This is a genomic window from Hyphomonas sp. TMED31 (assembly GCF_002172815.1).
Classification (GTDB): domain Bacteria; phylum Pseudomonadota; class Alphaproteobacteria; order Caulobacterales; family Hyphomonadaceae; genus Hyphomonas; species Hyphomonas atlantica.
Genome location: NZ_NHCK01000074.1, coordinates 1 through 17,684, shown reverse-complemented (window position 1 = coordinate 17,684; position 17,684 = coordinate 1). Strand labels below are relative to the sequence as shown.

Genomic DNA, 17,684 nt, shown 5'->3' with positions numbered 1-17,684 from the left:
GTGAGCCTTCTTGTCAGTTGCCCGGATCCGGCGCACCGTGCCATCAGTCGCTCAAGCCATCTGGAGACCTCCCATGCGCGCCATCCTGATCAGCTTTGCCCTGCCCACCATTTTGGCAGCTTGCGCCACGAATGAGACGAACGACACGCGGCTACGTGGTGCCGAGCGCTACGCNGACGACCCGAGACTGGGCGAAGAAGTCGACCGCATATGCTTTGCGTCATCTATCGATGGCTTCAGTGAGACAACACGCGACACGGTCGTGCTCAGAAATGGCAGGAAACATTATCTGGTAGAAGTGTTTACCTCGTGCGCCCCACTCGATCATGCAATGCGCATCGGTTTGGACTCGACGGGNGGATGNTTGCGCAANAGCGACGCGCTGATCGTATCGGACTCGATGTCGGATATNGGAGAGACGTCTTCCTTCTCACGGCAGCGTTGTCTGGTGAATGGTATTTACGAATGGAATCCCGACGCTGAGGCAGACGCGCCTGTNGATGACGAATCTTCGGAGGAAGACACCGAATCCTGATGGCGCGATGCACGGCTCATGATAGAATGAGTCATGCAGAAAACCGGATATGCCTCGCCCGTCGAGGTGCGCAACTCCCCTTTTCACGGTCGCGGCCTGTTCGCGGCCGTTTCCTTTGAGACGGGAGAGTTGATCGCCGTCTACCCCCTACTCATCCTGAGCGTTGAAGACACAGCTGCGATCAAGAATACTCTCATCCACCATTACGTTTTTCACGTTGATGAGGATGCCGAAGGGCGCGCCCGTGCGGCGGTGGCGTTCGGCCCAATCTCCATGTGCAATCACAGCGCCGATGCCAACGCTGATTTCTGTGTGGATGCTGTTGCGCAGACCGTCACACTGTCAGCGCGGTCAGCCATTCCGCAGAACGAGGAAATCCTGATAAACTATGAGGAATATGCGGACGAGATTGTCTGACGACTATTCAACCGCTTTTGGAACGACGAAAAATCCATCTTCGCTTCGTGGGGCGTTCGCCAGAACCTGATCCTGAATGTTNCCATCAGTGACNACGTCTTCGCGCATGGGCAGCGTCGTCTCGACCACGGANGTCATCGGCTCAACACCGTCCACATCGACTTCGTTCAGCTGGTCGATCCAGTTCAGGATGCCGTTCAGCTCGCCGACCAGTTCCTCGGCATGGGCGTCGGTTACGGCAATGCGCGACAGGCGGGCAACCTTGCGAACATCATCCTTGGTAACAGACATGGGNGAACTCCAACTCTTCAAATCGAGCCGCTCGAATACGCCATAGGCAACACGGCATCAAGGCGCTATGTGGGCTGTTCATGCCCATCACTGCTCCAGACCAATTTCCGAAGACAGGCGCCCTGATCGGAATCGACCCCGGCACGAAGACGCTGGGTATCGCGTCTGCGGATGGGTTGCGTATGCTTGCCAGCCCTGTCGAAACCATTCCGCGTGGCAAGAAGCTCGCTCCGGTTCTGGACCGGCTATTCCATCTTTATGACGATCGGGCTGCCGTCGGGATCGTCATGGGACTGCCCCTCAATATGGATGGCTCAGAAGGTCCGAGGGCCCAATCCGTACGCGCGCTTGCCTGGCACATCATGAAGCGCCGTGATGTGCCGATCCTGTTTCAGGATGAGCGCCTGTCGACGGTCGAAGCCGAGAACGCCATGATCGAAGCAGAGCTTTCGCGAAAACGGCGCGCCGAGCGCATCGACGCTTCTGCCGCCGCCGTCATCCTGAACGACGCGCTGCAGAAACTGGCTCAAGATAAATGACGGGCTTTCTCTACGCTCTCTTGCCGGTCATCGCGATCGTATCGCTCGGCCACATCCTGTCGGTCCGCCGCTGGATACCAGTCGACAGCTGGAGAGCCATCGAACGCCTGTCCTACGTGGTCCTGTTCCCGGCTCTGATCGTGCGGACATTGGCAAACGCCCCCTTTGAAGAAGCGCCGTGGGGCCTGGCTGGCGCATTGATCCTCGCGCAGTTTGCCTTGGCAGGTGTGGGCTGGTGCGGTCGCTTCCTGCCCAATATGCCCGGGCCAGCNGTCGGTTCTGTCATACAGTCCAACGTCCGCTGGAACACGATGATCGGCCTCTCCATCGGCAGTCTTCTGTTTGGCGAGGAAGGCCTCGCCCTGGTCACGATCGCAGCCGCCGTAATGATCCCGNCGGCAAACATATTGTCGGTCTATGCGCTGATTGCCCACGCAGAGTCGCATGACACGCCNAAGCNGAACCCGTTCAAGGCTTTATTCAAGAACCCCATCGTGCTCGCCTGCATTGTCGGGCTTGCGCTGGCCGGGGCGAATACGAGTCTGCCCCGCCTGATCGACGACAGNATGCGTATCCTGGGCGATGCGGCGCTCGCGCTGGGCCTGTTGTCGGCNGGCGCAGGTGTGGATTTGTCTGCCTTGAAGCGGGCCGGAGTTCGCACGCTCGGCTGGTCACTGNTGCGCTTGTTGGGACTACCAGCTTTCGCCGTGGCCTTCTGCTTCNTGCTCGGCGTAACCGGCGTTCCGCTGATTATCGCCCTGATCTGCGCGGCGACACCCACGGCGACAAGTTCCTACATCTTGGCGAAGGAACTCGGCGGAGATGCAACACTCGCCGCCAATCTGATTGCGGTGGAGACNGTGCTTGCAATGGTGACAATCCCTGCCCTCTATCTGCTTCTGACTCTCTGACCCTCTTGCCCCGACTCGGAAACGGTCCTAAACCGCCGAAAATCGAAAGGGCCTCCATGAGCAAGGCGGCAATCCACTACTCCTTCGACCACGAGCATCTGCTGGGCATTGATGGCCTTCACCCGCTCGATCTGACGCATATTCTTGATCTGGCAAACGACTATGCCGAGGCGACGCGTTCCGGCAAGCGGGCCGATCCTGTCCTGTCCGGCAAGACGGTCGTGAACCTGTTCTTCGAGAACTCNACCCGTACGATGAGCAGTTTCGAGATCGCCGCTCGCCGCCTCGGTGCGGATGTCGTGTCGATGCCGGTCGCGCAGTCCTCTGTGAAAAAGGGCGAAACGCTGATCGACACCGCAATGACNCTGAACGCAATGAAGCCTGATGTGCTNGTCGTGCGTCATTCGGCATCTGGTGGCGCCAAATTGCTGTCCCGTAAAGTTGATTGCGCCGTGATCAATGCAGGCGACGGTACGCATGAACACCCGACACAGGGCCTTCTCGACACACTGACCATCCGGCGCAACAAGGGACGTGTTGAAGGCCTCAAAGTCGTGATTTGTGGCGACATTGTCCATTCGCGTGTCGCCCGATCGACGACGCTGGCGCTGCACCTGCTTGGCGCGGAAGTTCACCTTTGCGCCCCGCGCACCCTGATGCCCTCCGGCACGGAAACATGGGGCGCTGCGTCCGCNACGTCTGATTTCGACGCAGCGCTTGAGGGAGCTGATGTCGTGATGATGCTGCGCCTGCAGCTCGAACGCATGGATGGCGCGTATCTGCCAAGTCGACGTGAGTACTTTCGCTATTTCGGCCTGACCGCCGAACGTCTCNCGCTGGCNAGGGAAGATGCCATTGTGATGCATCCCGGCCCGATGAATCGCGGGATCGAGATCGAGAGCGCCATTGCTGACGGAGAACGCTCNGTGATTACCGANCAAGTGGAAATGGGCGTCGCGGTGCGCGAAGCTGTGCTGCATCTTCTTGCCGGAGGTCGCTCATGAGCCTGTCCATCTACAATGCCCGCCTGCTCGACCCGGCATCAGGCCTTGATGAAACTGGCGCAATCCTTATCGAAGATGGCGCGATCAAATCCGTCACGCCCGGCGCGGCATCAGCACATGAAGGTGCGAAGAGCGCGCTGGATGCTGGCGGGCTCTGTCTGGCACCTGGCCTGATCGACCTNCGGGTAAAGACAGGCGAGCCTGGCGACGAACAGAAAGAAACACTGGCAACCGCCTCTCGCGCAGCAGTTGCAGGCGGTGTGACCAGCCTTGTCGTCATGCCTGACACAAAGCCGGTTGTGGATGACGTGGCCTTGGTCCGTTTCATTTCCGATCGCGCGAAGGCCAGCGCGCAGGCGCGCATCTATCCTGCGGGCGCATTGACGACCGGCCTGAAGGGCGACGCCATGGCCGAGATCGGGCTGATGGCAGACGCTGGCGCGGTACTCTTCACAAATGGCGACACACCCGTCAGCAATCCGTCGATCATGAAGCGGGCGATGACGTATGCGGCCAGCAGAGGCGCCATTGTCATGTCCCGGCCTGACGACACGGCACTGAAAGGCTCAGGCGTCATGAACGCCGGAGCATTCGCGGCGCGCAAAGGGCTCGCCGGAATCGCTAAAGAAGCTGAGTGGATCGGCGCCGCCCGTGATCTGATGCTTGCAGAAGCCACGGGCTGCACGCTGATCCTTGATCAGGTGTCGACGCTGAGAACGCTGGAAATGATCGCAGATTCTCGTGACCGCGGCGCAAGCGTGTTCTCAACAATCGCCGCCCATTCCCTGTTCTTCAATGAACTNGATGTCGGCGATTATNTCACCTATTGCAAAGTGAACCCGCCTTTCCGGGACGAAGATACGCGACAATCCATGATCACCGCGCTCAAGGCAGGCTGGATCGATGCTGTCGTATCTGCGCACGACCCACAACCTCCGGAAGAAAAACGCCTGCCATTTGGCGAAGCAAGCTTTGGAGCGGCGGGGCTCGAAANCACTNTGTCTGCCTTGTTGAGCTTTCACCATGATGGCCCGCTCAGCCTGCTCGAAGTGCTGGCACCAATTACCTCGAAACCTGCGGACATGATCGGTCTGCCTCAAGGGCGACTTTCTGAAGGTNCNCCTGCAGATCTGATCCTTTTCGACCCAAACAAGCCCTGGCTATGCGAGCGGGAAAACTTGCGCTCCCGGTCGACCAATTCTCCTTTTGATGGGCGACGCCTTCAAGGGATCGTACTGAAGACATTTGTCGGCGGCGAACAGGTATTCGAACGCTAGAAGCCGCCTGGTTGCAGTGGCGACAGTTCGCACTTAAGAATTTCAATTAGGAATTGAGGTTATCGATATGACAGCCGAGCTGGCTTTCCCCCTCGCGGCAATTTGCGGCTACCTCGCCGGATCAATTCCCTTTGGCCTTTTGATTACGCGCGCAGCTGGCCTCGGAGACATCCGCTCGATCGGCTCCGGCAATATCGGCGCGACGAATGTGTTGCGGACTGGCCGGAAGGATCTCGCCTTGGCGACGCTTCTCCTGGACAGCTTGAAGGCAGGTCTCGTGGCGCTCGCTTTTGGAATGCTGGCCGGCCGGGAAGTCGGCTTTGTGGCGGGCGCATTCGCCTTTGTCGGGCATTGCTACCCAATCTGGTTGGGTTTCAAGGGTGGCAAGGGAGTCGCGACCTATGCGGGTCTGTTGCCATTCGTCTCCTTGCCCGGATTTTATGTCGCTGCACCCGTCTGGCTCGGACTATTTGCGTTGACGCGCATATCGTCACTCGCCGCCCTGAGCGCAGCGACACTGGTGGCGCCGGGCGCATGGTTGCTTGGCGAACGGAACATGTTCGTCATCGGGGGCCTGGCCCTCTTGTCAGTCTTTGTGTTCTGGACACACCGCGCCAATCTCGGCCGCCTTCTCAAGGGAGAAGAACCGAAATTTGGTGCCAAGAAAAAACCTGACTCCGAGACATGACGCCAGCGCGGCCTCTCAGTGATGTCGAACGCATCGACTGGGTGAGGCTCGCCCGCACACCGAACATTGGTCCGGTCACATTTTTCCAGTTGCTGCGAAANTTCAAATCCGCCAGNGCCGCTCTGGATGCTCTACCTGAACTGACACGAAAGAGTCGCCGCGGGAAAGAACTCGTTCCTCCCGCAGCGGAAGAGATNGCCAAAGAACTCGACCTGACCCGNAAATATGGCGCGCAAATCCTTGCCAGTTGCGACCCGGAATATCCGCCTCTGCTGAAAGCGCTGGATCCGCCGCCTCCTGTCCTGACCGCATTAGGTAAAGTGGATCTCGCCGCGGAGCCCACAGTGGCAATAGTCGGCGCGAGAAACGCCTCCGCNGCGGGGCGCAAACTNGCACGGGACATNTCCGCNGCNCTNGGAAAGGCTGGTTTCGTCACCGTTTCCGGGCTGGCCCTCGGCATAGACGGAGAGGCCCATGCTGCAAGTCTGGCGACGGGGACCGTTGCCGTGCTCGGCGGCGCGGTGGACCATGTGTATCCGCCCCAACACGAGCGCCTCTACGCCGAGATCGCCGCGAAGGGTTTGATTCTGTCAGAAAGCCCGTTCGGGTATCGGGCNAAGGCGCAGGATTTCCCACGCCGCAATCGCATCATCACGGGATTGTCACGTGGCGTCGTCGTGGTGGAGGCAGCTGAACGATCAGGATCTCTGATTTCAGCACGTATGGCTGGCGAACAAGGCCGCGAGGTCATGGCCATGCCCGGCTCCCCGCTTGACCCGCGGTCATCTGGAACAAATCGGCTGATCCGGCAGGGCGCCACACTCGTTCGCCATGCCGACGACATTCTCGAAGTGCTTGAAAGCCTACCCTTTTCAAATGTTGCGACAAATGGCGACTTGTTTGAAGGCGCCCCTGAACCGGACCTGCCTCAAGATCTTCTCACGCGTATTGAGCACGCGCTGTCGCCGCATCCAATGCCGATCGACGAGATCGCCCGTGCGGCGGGNGCAACGCCGGCCCAATGCGCTGCAGCGCTCATGGAGCTGGAATTATCAGGTTCCGCCACAACCCTGCCTGGCGGATTGGCTTGCCGCGCGATTTAGAACGACATGTGTTGCTGATGCATCGGCAGGTTCATGAAAAATCAGACGGAATGGTCTGATGGCTGGACGATTCACGCCTTCCTCTCTAAGCCTCCAATTGGAGTTGAGTGGCGAAAAGGCGTGATCCACGCGCAATCCGGCACATAGAAGCAGTTGTAAGGGTACGCGTTTTGGCAAAATGGCATCATGTTGCGGCTGCGCTCGGTATGGCGGTCTCCCTTCCCTGGTACGCCATCGCCCAGGACACCGCTGCCGCGCCGCAGCCGACAGAAGCGGATGAGCGCGTCGTTCTGGAAGCGGATTATGTTTACGAAATCCGGGATGAAAACCAGTTGGTCGCCGAGGGCAATGTCGAGGCGCTATACCAAGGACGCATCCTGCGCGCAGACAAGCTGGTCTACGATCGCTCCACCGAAAAAGTACGCGCCACCGGCAACGTCATCATTATTGATGAGACCGGAGCTCAACAATTTGCCGATGAAGTGGAAGTCGATTCGACCCTCTCGGACGGCTATGCGATCGGCTTTTCCGCACGTCTGGAAGGGGACGCGACTGTGGCGGCAAACTCCGCCATTCGCCAGTCCGACGGCGTAAATGCGCTGGACCAGGTCGTCTACACAGCGTGTCCGGTCTGTGAGGATGACAAGACACCAACCTGGGCAGTGCGAGCTCGCCGCGCAGTGCTTGATCAGGAAAGCCAGATGATATCTTACCGGGACGCCGTGATTGAGGTCGCNGGCATTCCAGTATTCTACTTTCCTTTTCTGGCGCATCCGGATCCGAGTTCTGAACGTCGGTCAGGGTTGCTGATTCCGTCGGCAGGAAACTCTTCAAAACTGGGATGGTTCTATCAGCAGCCGTATTATTGGGCAGTTTCTGATTCNACCGACATCACCATTGCACCGATGGTCACGCAAAACGTGAACCCTCTACTCGAGCTTGATCTGCGCAAACGCTTCTATTCGGGCTCCATCAACTTCAACACCAGCTTCACCAACGAGCAGGATTTTGACAGCGACGGCGAATTGTTCGGAGAAGAGAAACTGCGCGGCCATATATATGGAAGCGGCCTGTTTGCCATCAACAATGAATGGAAATGGGGATTTGGAGTCGAGCATCAGAGCGACGATCTCTACGACCGACGTTACGACATCGACGGACAGGACGAGAAACGCGGCCTGTATNCCAGCCAGCCACGTCGCCTGTTGTCACAAATATTCGCGATGGGTCAGGGGGAAAGCTANTATTCAGATGTGGCGCTCCTGAAATTCCAGGGCCTCAGGTCGAGCGATGACGATGGCGAATTGCCGACAGCGCTGCCGGTTTTCTTCAGTGAGAAGTACTGGGATCTCGGAAAGATGGGCTACGCCAGCGTCAACGTATCCAGCGCCATATTGAGCCGTGATTTGGGAGCAGACAGCCACCGGGTAAGCTTTGGTGCAGACTGGTCTGATCTGAACGTGCTGCCAGGCGGGTTCACATTTGAACAGTTTGCGGAGGTCAGAGCTGACTATTACCGGCTTGATGAGGATGTGTCAGGAGAGGAAGACGCCTCTCGCATTGTCGGGAATGTTGGTGGCAAATTGGCCTATCCGATGATTCGACCGGGCGAGATGGTTGATATCATGATTGAACCAGCCGTCATGGCGGCTTGGGGACCGTCCAACGTGAATGATGACGTCATCCCGATTGAAGACAGCCTTCTGTATGAATCAGATGCATCTTCGCTATTTGATCCGAACGGATTTGGCGCATACGACCTGTATGAAGGCGACGGGAAACTATCTGCGGGAATCACAGCCAGAACCCTCTGGAAAAACGGCATGGACTTCAGCACAACGGTTGGCAAACGTTGGCGATCACGGCNCGATGACTCCTTTGACGGTATCAGCAATCTGGACGGAACCTCGTCCGACTGGATTATCGCGGCGACAGCGAATTTCGGGCCCCAACTGAAGATCGATACGCGAGCCCGGCTGGATGAGGANGGCTTCAGCCTCAACCGAATAGACACAAAAATAACGAGTAATTTCAAACGCTTCCGAGGTGTCGCCCAATACTATAAGGTGGACGAGCGAATAGCGACCACGGGCAGAGCGGATGAAGGCATATATGTGCGTGGCGAACTCCGCGTTACCGACCAGTATTCGATTATTGCCGGACAGTTACGTGACATCGAAGACAATTTGAACGCCCGTCAGGAATACGGAATAGCATTCGAAGATGATTGCTCTCGTTTCGAACTCGTCTACCAGCGCACTGAACTCATTGATCGAACGCTCGGGCCGGAAGAGAGCATTCAGTTCCGCTTCTTCCTGAAATCAATCGGCAATTTTGGTTCAAGTGAGTTCGATTGATTCGACGGGACCGAGTGCTTTGAGCAAAGCGGCACACACTAATTTTTCGTAAGAATTCAGGGAACACTGCCCTGATGCGTTGCGCCGATACGTGGGACTTGTATGTTCCGCGCTGTATAATTGCCACGGGGCCCGGCTGGGCACTCAATGGAGGCCATTTATGGTTCGTCAGATAATCGCCGCCGTCATGATCGCGGCACTTCCCGTGGGAGGCACATCCTTCGCCCAGGAAGCCGATGCGCCAGAACGCCTTGCGCTCGAAGGCGTCGCAGCTATCGTGAACGACCAGCCAATTTCCTATTCCGACGTTCGCCAGCGCGCCCGCCTTCTTTTGCTCAGCCTTGGCGGCCAGCAGCCAACGCAGGAGCAAATTCAGCAAATCACNGGTCAGGCACTGGAACAGCTCATCGACGAACGCCTGCAGCTTGAAAAGGCAGCGGANTTCGAAATGGAAATCTCACCTGATGAGATCAACGGCGCTGTCGATGACATGGCCCGTCAGTCCGGCGCGACNGGAGATCAACTGAAAGAGCAACTTCTCGCAGCCGGTGTAAATCCGGCCAGCTTGGAAGAGCAGATGCGCGCAGAAATCGCATGGAGCCGCGTNATGGGGGGACTCTATGGCTCCCGCATCCGGATTTCCGACAATCAGGTGGATGAACAACTGAACCGCGTACGGAACTCACTGCAACAAACGCAATTCCGCATCTCCGAAATCTTCCTGTATGCGCCAGATGCCGAGACCAAGGCGCAAGCGACCGAGGCGGCCAATTCCATCATNGGACAATTGAATCAGGGCGCTGATTTCCGCATCGCGGCGCAGCGTATTTCGTCTGCCCCGACAGCCGCCACGGGCGGAGACATGGGCTGGATCACGACGAGCGATTTGGACCCCATTCTGGCGGAAGCCGTGGAAGGCTCAGCCGGACCAGGAATTATCGGCCCGATCCANAGCGAAAACGGTGTCTACATCCTCAACGTCGTGAACAAGCGCGAGCCTGCAAAGCTGACCACGAAAGTGGACCTGAAGCGTCTACAAGCGACAGATGGCGACGAAGCCACGCTAAAGGAAGCCATGGCCGCAATCGAGACCTGTGAGGATGTTCAGAGCGTCGCAAACTCGAAATCCAACCTGCGCCATGCTGATTTGACCGATATCGACATTGAAGAACTTGGCAGCGAAGGCAAAAGCCTCGTCATGTCTGTGGAGGTTGGTCAACCGACAGAAATCTTCGCTGCCGGCAACGGTCTTGCCCTCATGTATGTGTGCCGCCGCGAAGACGGCGCGGAAGCGTTGCCATCCCGTGACGATCTGAAAGGTCGCCTGAAGGATCAGGAACTCGGGATGATTTCCGAACGAGAGCTGCGTGACCTGCGCCGCGAAGCGACGATAATCTATCGCTAGACCTTGCGCACCGCGCNGTTTGGGTGAACACCGCCTGCNATGNCTGACGNGAACCGTCCTCCTTTGGCAATCACGATGGGTGACCCTGCGGGTGTGGGGCCGTCGATTACCGTTTCTGCCTGGAATGCGCTGAAAGGNGAAGCCGACTGCGCGTTCTTCGTAATCGGCGCGCCGGATCTGTATCAGGGCGAGGTACCCACCCAAACGATTTCCGATCCATCCGAANCCTCCGGCGTATTCGGATCAGCNCTCCCNGTTCTACCGCTTGATGCATTCCCTCTCCCGGTTCGCGGGCAGCCAGACAGCCGCTCAGCCCCAGCGATAATCGCCTCNATTGAGCAAGCCGCCGCTTTTTGCCTATCCGGAGCCGCGGACGCTGTTGTCACCAATCCTATCAACAAGGCCCTGCTCTATGCCGCGGGGTTCACACACCCCGGTCATACGGAGTTCGTCGCCGCTCTGTGCAACACCGCTACGGGCAGAGCAGCTCAGCCGGTCATGTTGCTGACAGGGGGCGGATTGCGTGTCGCCCTTGCGACCATTCATATCGCGCTGAAAGATGTGTTCACTACACTGAATACGGAAGACCTCGTAAAGCTCGGCNAGATCGTCGACACGGCCATGCGCCAAGATTTCGGCCTTACGTCCCCACGCCTCGCTTTCACCGGATTAAACCCCCATGCCGGCGAGAACGGCACGATAGGCCGAGAAGAAATAGATATCATCAATCCGGCAGCGGACCAATTACGGTCAGCCGGTATAGATATGTCAGACGCACGGTCAGCTGATACGGTATTTGCCGAAGCCCGAGACGGTCGCTTCGATGCCATCATCNCCATGACGCATGATCAGGGCNTGATACCGGTGAAGACGTTGGACATGTGGGGAGGCGTGAACACGACGCTTGGCTTACCCATCGTACGCACCAGCCCNGACCACGGCACGGGATACGAAGCNGCCGCGNACGGCACCGCCCGTCCNGACAGCTTGATCGCGGCAATCCGCCAAGCGCGTTTGATTGCCGACCATAGAAAGGAAACGGCATGAGCCGTGACGAAACGCCCCCCGGCCTGACGCAGGCCACCGCCCGCAAGGCACTTGGACAGCATTTCCTGTTCGACCCGGATATCTTGAAGCGCACGGCACTGGCGGCTGGTCCGGTTGAAGGCCGCACAGTAATCGAAGTTGGCCCCGGCCCGGGTGGCCTGACCCGCGCCCTGCTGGACAATGGCGCAGGCAAGGTCATTGCAGTCGAGGCAGACGAGCGGTTTGCGGACGCGCTTAAAACGTGGCCCGAAGCCGAAACGGGTCGATTGCACGTCATTCTGAAGGATGCGCGGAAGGTTCGCTGGGAACAGGCAATTGCTGAACTCGGCGGTGAGACACCGGCCATGATCATCGCCAACCTGCCTTACAATGTTGGCACGCCTCTTCTGGTAAACTGGCTGAAGGCGNGACCNTGGCGNGGCGAGATGGCGCTGATGTTCCAGAAAGAAGTGGCAGAGCGGGTNTGCGCCAAGCCGAATACGGACCATTACGGACGGCTTGCCGTGCTCGCGCACGCCGTCTGCGATCCGCATATCGCCTTCACACTGCCGCCAGGTGCATTCCGGCCACCCCCGAAAGTCGACAGCGCTGTCGCAGTCTTGCATCCACTACCGCAGGAAAAAGTCTTTCCTCATCTGGCCAAGCTGGAAGAAGTTGCTGGCGCCGCCTTCGGCCAACGCCGCAAGATGCTCCGGGCCGGATTGAAACCCCTCGCCAAGCGGCATGGTCTGAAAGCAGCTGAGTGGCTGGAAGGGTTGGACATCGACCCCACAGCAAGAGCTGAAACGCTAAGCCAGGAAGAGTTNAGGCGCATGGCCTCTTCACTCGTCAAGCCCGCATAAAAAAACGCCCCGGCTGCCCGGGGCGTTTCTGATTTCAGGATTCTGGACTAAGCGCGCGTATCGAAGCGGTCAGCTTCCATCACTTTCGTCCAGGCCGCGATGAAGTCGTCGACCAGTTTCTCCTTGTTGTCGTCCTGTGCGTACACTTCCGCATAGGCGCGCAGGATGGAGTTCGACCCGAANACAAGGTCAATCCGTGTAGCGGTCCACTTCGGTGCATCAGTCTGGCGATCGCGGATCGAGAAGATGCCCTCGTCGTCCGTTGGGTTCCACGTATTCGACATATCGGTCAGATTGACAAAGAAGTCGTTCGTCAGCGCACCCACATTGTCTGTGAACACACCATGAGCGCTGCCGCCATGATTGGTGCCGATGACACGCATNCCGCCTACAAGGCACGTCATTTCCGGAGCGGTCAGGCCCAGCAGCTGCGTGTGGTCCAGAAGGATCTCTTCCGGCTTCACCACATAGTCGTCCTTGATCCAGTTCCGGTAGCCATCAACCAGAGGCTCGAGCGGCTCAAATGATTCCGCATCCGTCATCTCGGCAGTCGCATCGCCACGACCCGGTGTGAAAGGCACAGTCTTTGTAANTCCAGCCGCCTTCGCTGCCTGCTCTACGCCGACATTNCCGGCCAGAACNATGACATCTGCAATGCTTGCNCCGGTTTCCTTTGCGATCGGCTCCAGAANNTCCAGAACGCGNGACAGACGGGCTGGCTCGTTGCCATCCCAGTCATTCTGAGGCGCGAGGCGAATACGCGCGCCATTCGCGCCGCCACGCATGTCAGAGCCGCGATACGTACGGGCACTGTCCCAAGCGGTCGACACCATGTCGGCAACAGACAGACCACTGTCCGCAATCTTCGCTTTGACGGCNTCCACATCATAGTCCGTGCTGCCCGCAGGGACCGGATCCTGCCAGATCAAATCCTCCTGNGGNACCCANGGGCCGATGTAGCGAGGCTTTGGCCCCATGTCGCGGTGAGTCAGCTTGAACCATGCGCGCGCGAAGGTCCTGGAGAAATAGTCATGNTCCTCGCGGAACTTCTCCATNTATTTGCGATAGATCGGATCNACCTTCATGGCCATGTCCGCATCTGTCATCATCGGCATGGTACGGATGGAAGGATCCTCCACATCGACTGGCATGTCGGCTTCGTCAATGCTGACAGGCTTCCACTGCCAGGCGCCTGCCGGGCTCTTGGTCAGCTCCCATTCATGGTCCAGCAGCATGTCGAGATAGCCACCATCCCATTTTGTCGGCTCCGACGTCCATGCGCCCTCAGGGCCGCCAGTCAAGGTGAAACGACCATTTCCAGACTGGTTGGAGTTTTTCCACCCCAGCCCCATACCAACAACGTCTTCGCCCTCNGGCTCAGGTCCAAGNCCGGTCGGGTCAGAGTTTCCGTGACATTTGCCAATTGTGTGGCCACCCGCCGTCAGCGCAGCAGTCTCTTCGTCGTTCATGGCCATGCGCTTAAATGTTTCGCGGACGTCCATCGCTGTTCTGGCCGGGTCAGGCTTTCCGTTCACACCTTCCGGGTTCACATAGATCAGTCCCATCACCACCGCAGCGAGCGGATTGGCGAGTGACTCGCGCTCGTCCAGCTTTTCATAGCGGGAATCTGTCAGCCACTCCTTCTCGGAACCCCAGAACGTGTCTTTCTCTGGATGCCAGATGTCTTCGCGTCCAAAGGCAAACCCGAACGTCTCAAGACCAGCCACTTCATAAGCGGCGTTACCAGCCAGAATGATCAAATCGGCCCAGCTGAGCTTGTTGCCATATTTCTTCTTGATCGGCCAAAGCAGACGGCGCGCCTTGTCCAGATTGGCATTGTCCGGCCACGAATTAAGCGGTGCGAAACGCAAATTGCCTGCGCCGCCGCCGCCGCGACCATCTGCCAGTCGATACGATCCCGCCGAGTGCCACGCCATACGCACGAAGAGACCTGCATAGCTGCCCCAGTCCGCTGGCCACCAATCCTGGCTGTCTGTCACGAGGGCGTGCACGTCTTTCTTGAGGGCTTCATAGTCGAGCTTCTCGACTTCCTTGCGATAGGAGTAATCAGGTCCGTAAGGCTGAACCTTCCGGTCATGNTGATGCAGAATGTCGAAATTGAGTGATTTGGGCCACCAGGCCGTTACAGATGTTTCAGTCGACGTGAGACTTCCGTGCATCACAGGGCATTTGCCGCCACCGCCCATATCATTGCCGTCCATAATCCTATCCCTTTCGCTCGGTTCGAAAACCTGTTTCCGGCCCGCTGGTGAGGCCACCTGAACACGCCGCCTNTGACTTGGCCGGGGGCCGCCCAAGTTCGATTGCGTCGATGAGAGGAGGTTACGTCGAGTTACGCAATAGGACCAATTGATTGCTTTACGAACATCTATAGATTTATTCTATCTTTCAAAATTTCCATTCAAAACAAAGGCCCCGACACTTTCGCGCCGGGGCCTTCCATAAAAAATTCATGTGGCTCAGTGGCCAGCAAGCACCGCAAGCATGAGCAGGGCCACAATATTGGTGATCTTGATCATGGGATTCACGGCTGGNCCAGCCGTGTCCTTGTAAGGGTCACCCACCGTATCGCCTGTCACGGCAGCCTTGTGGGCTTCGGAACCCTTGCCGCCATGATTGCCGTCTTCGATGTATTTCTTGGCATTGTCCCAGGCACCGCCGCCGGACGTCATCGAGATGGCGACAAACAGGCCCGTCACGATGACACCGAGCAACATGGCCCCGACAGCTGCGAGCGCAGCGCCCTTGCCTGCAATCAGGAAGATCGCACCAAAGAGCACAATAGGCGACAGGACTGGCAACAGCGACGGCACGATCATTTCCTTGATCGCAGCCTTCGTCAGCAGGTCCACGGCCCGGCTGTAGTCAGGCTTCACTTCGCCTTTCATGATNCCNGGCATNTCCCNGAACTGGCGACGCACTTCCTCAACCACCGACTGCGCCGCACGGCCAACAGCCATCATCGACAGGCCACCAAACAGGAATGGCAGCAGACCGCCAAACAGGAGGCCAACCACGACNTANGGATTCGCAATNGAGAAGTCGGCAACCGTGTTNTAGAAGAAGTCCCCTTCCTGCGCGCGGGCCGAGAAGTATTTCAGATCTTCTGCATAGGCCGCAAACAGNACCAGCGCNCCNAGGCCNGCNGATCCGATNGCATANCCCTTGGTGACAGCTTTGGTCGTATTGCCAACCGCATCAAGCGCATCAGTCGTATCGCGGATCTCAGACGGCAGTTCCGCCATCTCAGCGATGCCGCCTGCATTGTCCGTAACAGGGCCGAACGCGTCCAGCGCCACGATGATACCGGCAAGCGCCAGCATGGTCGTCGTCGCAATGGCGATCCCATAGAGGCCAGCGAGATTGAAGGTCAGAATGATGCCCGCAATAATCACGATGGCTGGCAGAGCCGTTGATTCAAGCGAGACGGCCAAGCCCTGGATCACGTTTGTGCCATGACCAGATTCAGAAGCCATCGCGATGGAGCGAACCGGACGGTACTTGGTTTCGGTATAATAAGCCGTGATCACAACGATCAGGCCTGTAACGACCAGACCAACCACACCGCATCCAAACAGCATCCAACCAGACACGTCGTTTGCAAGACCAAGGCGCGTACCGGCATCTTCCAGCACACCGAAACCGTTCGGCAGTACGGTTGCCACGGCCACAGCCAAGCCACCTATCGACAGGATTCCCGTCACGATGAGGCCCTTGTAAAGCGCCCCCATGACATCTGTCTTGCCCGGCCCGAGATTAACGAAATACGTGCCAATGATCGACGTGACGATACACACGGCGGCAATTGCCAACGGCAGCATCATGATTTCGACGATGTACGGAGCGCCTGAGAAATAGATCGCGCCGAGAACCATGGTCGCTACCAGCGTTACGGCGTACGTCTCGAACAGGTCAGCGGCCATACCGGCACAATCGCCGACATTGTCGCCGACATTGTCTGCAATCGTCGCGGCGTTGCGGGGGTCATCCTCCGGAATGCCGGCCTCGACCTTGCCGACCATATCTCCGCCGACATCCGCACCCTTGGTGAAAATACCGCCGCCAAGGCGCGCAAAGATCGAGATCAGGGACGCACCAAAGCCAAGCGCCACAAGCGAGTCGATGACGAGGCGTTTTTCACTCTCAACTGCGAGATTGAGGCCCGTGACCATTGTAAGCAGGCCGTAATAGACCACGATGCCCAACAGCGCGAGGCCAACAACGAGCATGCCGGTAATGGCGCCNGACTTGAACGCGAGCTTCAGACCGGCATTCAGACCGGACTTCGCCGCTTCAGTTGTGCGCACATTCGCCTGCACCGACACTTTCATGCCAATAAAGCCGGCCGCACCGGACAAGGCTGCGCCGATAATGAAGCCGAGCGGCACCTGCCAATTGCGGAACAGGATGACCAGCAGAACGACGACCACGACACCGACAATGCCGATGGTCCGGTACTGGCGGCCAAGATAGGCGTTCGCGCCTTCCTGAATGGCCTGAGCGATTTCGCGCATACGCGCATCACCTGACGGGGCCTTCATGATCGAATTGATCTGGAGCCAGCCATATAGGACCGACAAAAGACCCGCCGCGAGAGCGAGATAATACCACATGGATTACGTTTCCTTCCCTTAAAACAGAACTTCAACGCCAGGTTTTCCTGATCATGCACTGTTTATTATAGGACGCCAGCCTGCCTTTCCTTTGGGGAATAGGCAATATCCCTCCCTTCAGGCGCGAGTCAGGCCGGGCCCAGTTCAGCCATGCTCGAAGCCGAGAGTTTCAGGGAGGTTAACGGCCTCTCCGCGCCAGGTAATGGAGAGTCCTGTTTTTTGNGAAGTTTCCCCAATACGCGCAACAGAGACACCCGCATCATCAGCATCGGCCAATATGGTTTCGCGTCGCGTTTTTTCGCTGGTGAAGAGGATCTGGTAGTCNTCACCCCATGTCGCCAGACGTAGCATCGTGTCGATNTCTGTCGCTTTCCCGGCGAACNGTATCTCCTCCAGCGCCAGTTTCATGCCGACGCNTGACGCCTCNCCGAGCGCCGATGCATCCCCCAACAGGCCGTCCGACACATCCATCGCTGCGCTCGCATGGTTCGCAATCAGGNGGGCCGCGCTNACAGGCTGCAGTNTCGGCACGCGATAGACCGCGACATGAGGCGAATCATACTCGCCGCGTTGCAGTGCCTCGAACCCCAGACAGGCTGCGCCCACCTCTCCCGTCACCCAGATATCCTGATCG

The 17,684-nt window shown here is 58.1% G+C and carries 16 protein-coding genes; 12 read left to right on the top strand and 4 right to left on the bottom strand.

The features are described from left to right. The first annotated feature begins 73 nt into the window (after positions 1-73). Positions 74-535: a DUF6491 family protein gene (locus CBB91_RS11195; protein ID WP_273014125.1), complete on the top strand. Its 462-nt coding sequence runs from the start codon at positions 74-76 to the stop codon at positions 533-535. A 33-nt stretch (positions 536-568) separates the two neighbouring features. Further along, entirely contained in the window at positions 569-952 is a 384-nt protein-coding gene (locus CBB91_RS11190) for an SET domain-containing protein-lysine N-methyltransferase (protein ID WP_273014124.1), read from the top strand. 3 nt (positions 953-955) lie between these two features. Here the strand turns inward: CBB91_RS11190 and gatC are convergent, their stop codons facing one another. Continuing rightward, on the bottom strand, positions 956-1,243 hold the full coding sequence (gene gatC / locus CBB91_RS11185; protein ID WP_035552299.1) for an Asp-tRNA(Asn)/Glu-tRNA(Gln) amidotransferase subunit GatC: 288 nt from the start codon (positions 1,241-1,243) through the stop codon (positions 956-958). An 80-nt stretch (positions 1,244-1,323) separates the two neighbouring features. Between gatC and ruvX the strand changes: the two genes are divergently transcribed. The 10 genes from ruvX to rsmA all read left to right on the top strand — a co-directional run bounded on the left by ruvX (position 1,324) and on the right by rsmA (position 12,416). Continuing rightward, on the top strand, positions 1,324-1,782 hold the full coding sequence (gene ruvX / locus CBB91_RS11180) for a Holliday junction resolvase RuvX (RefSeq protein ID WP_035552302.1): 459 nt from the start codon (positions 1,324-1,326) through the stop codon (positions 1,780-1,782). Further along, positions 1,779-2,693, top strand: coding sequence for an AEC family transporter (locus tag CBB91_RS11175; protein WP_273014123.1), 915 nt, complete (start codon positions 1,779-1,781; stop codon positions 2,691-2,693). Before ruvX ends, CBB91_RS11175 begins: the two co-directional genes overlap by 4 nt. A gap of 56 nt (positions 2,694-2,749) precedes the next feature. Beyond that, complete coding sequence (locus CBB91_RS11170; RefSeq protein ID WP_273014122.1) at positions 2,750-3,697, top strand: aspartate carbamoyltransferase catalytic subunit; 948 nt, start codon at positions 2,750-2,752, stop codon at positions 3,695-3,697. After that, entirely contained in the window at positions 3,694-4,974 is a 1,281-nt protein-coding gene (gene pyrC / locus CBB91_RS11165) for a dihydroorotase (RefSeq protein ID WP_273014121.1), read from the top strand. Before CBB91_RS11170 ends, pyrC begins: the two co-directional genes overlap by 4 nt. Before the next feature lie 67 nt (positions 4,975-5,041). Next, complete coding sequence (plsY, locus tag CBB91_RS11160; RefSeq protein WP_273014120.1) at positions 5,042-5,662, top strand: glycerol-3-phosphate 1-O-acyltransferase PlsY; 621 nt, start codon at positions 5,042-5,044, stop codon at positions 5,660-5,662. Continuing rightward, complete coding sequence (dprA, locus tag CBB91_RS11155) at positions 5,659-6,765, top strand: DNA-processing protein DprA (RefSeq protein ID WP_273014119.1); 1,107 nt, start codon at positions 5,659-5,661, stop codon at positions 6,763-6,765. Before plsY ends, dprA begins: the two co-directional genes overlap by 4 nt. Before the next feature lie 206 nt (positions 6,766-6,971). Continuing rightward, positions 6,972-9,122, top strand: coding sequence for an LPS assembly protein LptD (gene lptD / locus CBB91_RS11150; RefSeq protein ID WP_273014118.1), 2,151 nt, complete (start codon positions 6,972-6,974; stop codon positions 9,120-9,122). Positions 9,123-9,282: 160 nt separating this feature from the next. Then, positions 9,283-10,527 carry a peptidylprolyl isomerase gene (locus CBB91_RS11145; RefSeq protein WP_273014117.1) on the top strand — a complete coding sequence of 415 codons (1,245 nt, stop codon included), beginning with the start codon at positions 9,283-9,285 and terminating at the stop codon, positions 10,525-10,527. A 39-nt stretch (positions 10,528-10,566) separates the two neighbouring features. Next, positions 10,567-11,574: a 4-hydroxythreonine-4-phosphate dehydrogenase PdxA gene (gene pdxA, locus CBB91_RS11140; protein WP_273014116.1), complete on the top strand. Its 1,008-nt coding sequence runs from the start codon at positions 10,567-10,569 to the stop codon at positions 11,572-11,574. Further along, on the top strand, positions 11,571-12,416 hold the full coding sequence (gene rsmA, locus CBB91_RS11135; protein ID WP_273014115.1) for a 16S rRNA (adenine(1518)-N(6)/adenine(1519)-N(6))-dimethyltransferase RsmA: 846 nt from the start codon (positions 11,571-11,573) through the stop codon (positions 12,414-12,416). Before pdxA ends, rsmA begins: the two co-directional genes overlap by 4 nt. A gap of 47 nt (positions 12,417-12,463) precedes the next feature. On the opposite strand, the gene katG is transcribed toward rsmA, so the two are convergent. The 3 genes from katG to CBB91_RS11120 all read right to left on the bottom strand — a co-directional run. Next, a complete protein-coding gene (gene katG / locus CBB91_RS11130) occupies positions 12,464-14,638 on the bottom strand; it encodes a catalase/peroxidase HPI (RefSeq protein ID WP_273014114.1) in 2,175 nt (724 codons plus the stop codon). 258 nt (positions 14,639-14,896) lie between these two features. Then, positions 14,897-17,050, bottom strand: a complete 2,154-nt coding sequence (locus tag CBB91_RS11125; protein WP_273014113.1) for a sodium-translocating pyrophosphatase — start codon at positions 17,048-17,050, stop codon at positions 14,897-14,899. A 144-nt stretch (positions 17,051-17,194) separates the two neighbouring features. Further along, on the bottom strand, positions 17,195-17,684 hold a 490-nt coding region (locus CBB91_RS11120; RefSeq protein WP_273014112.1), incomplete at its 5' end, for an AIR synthase-related protein.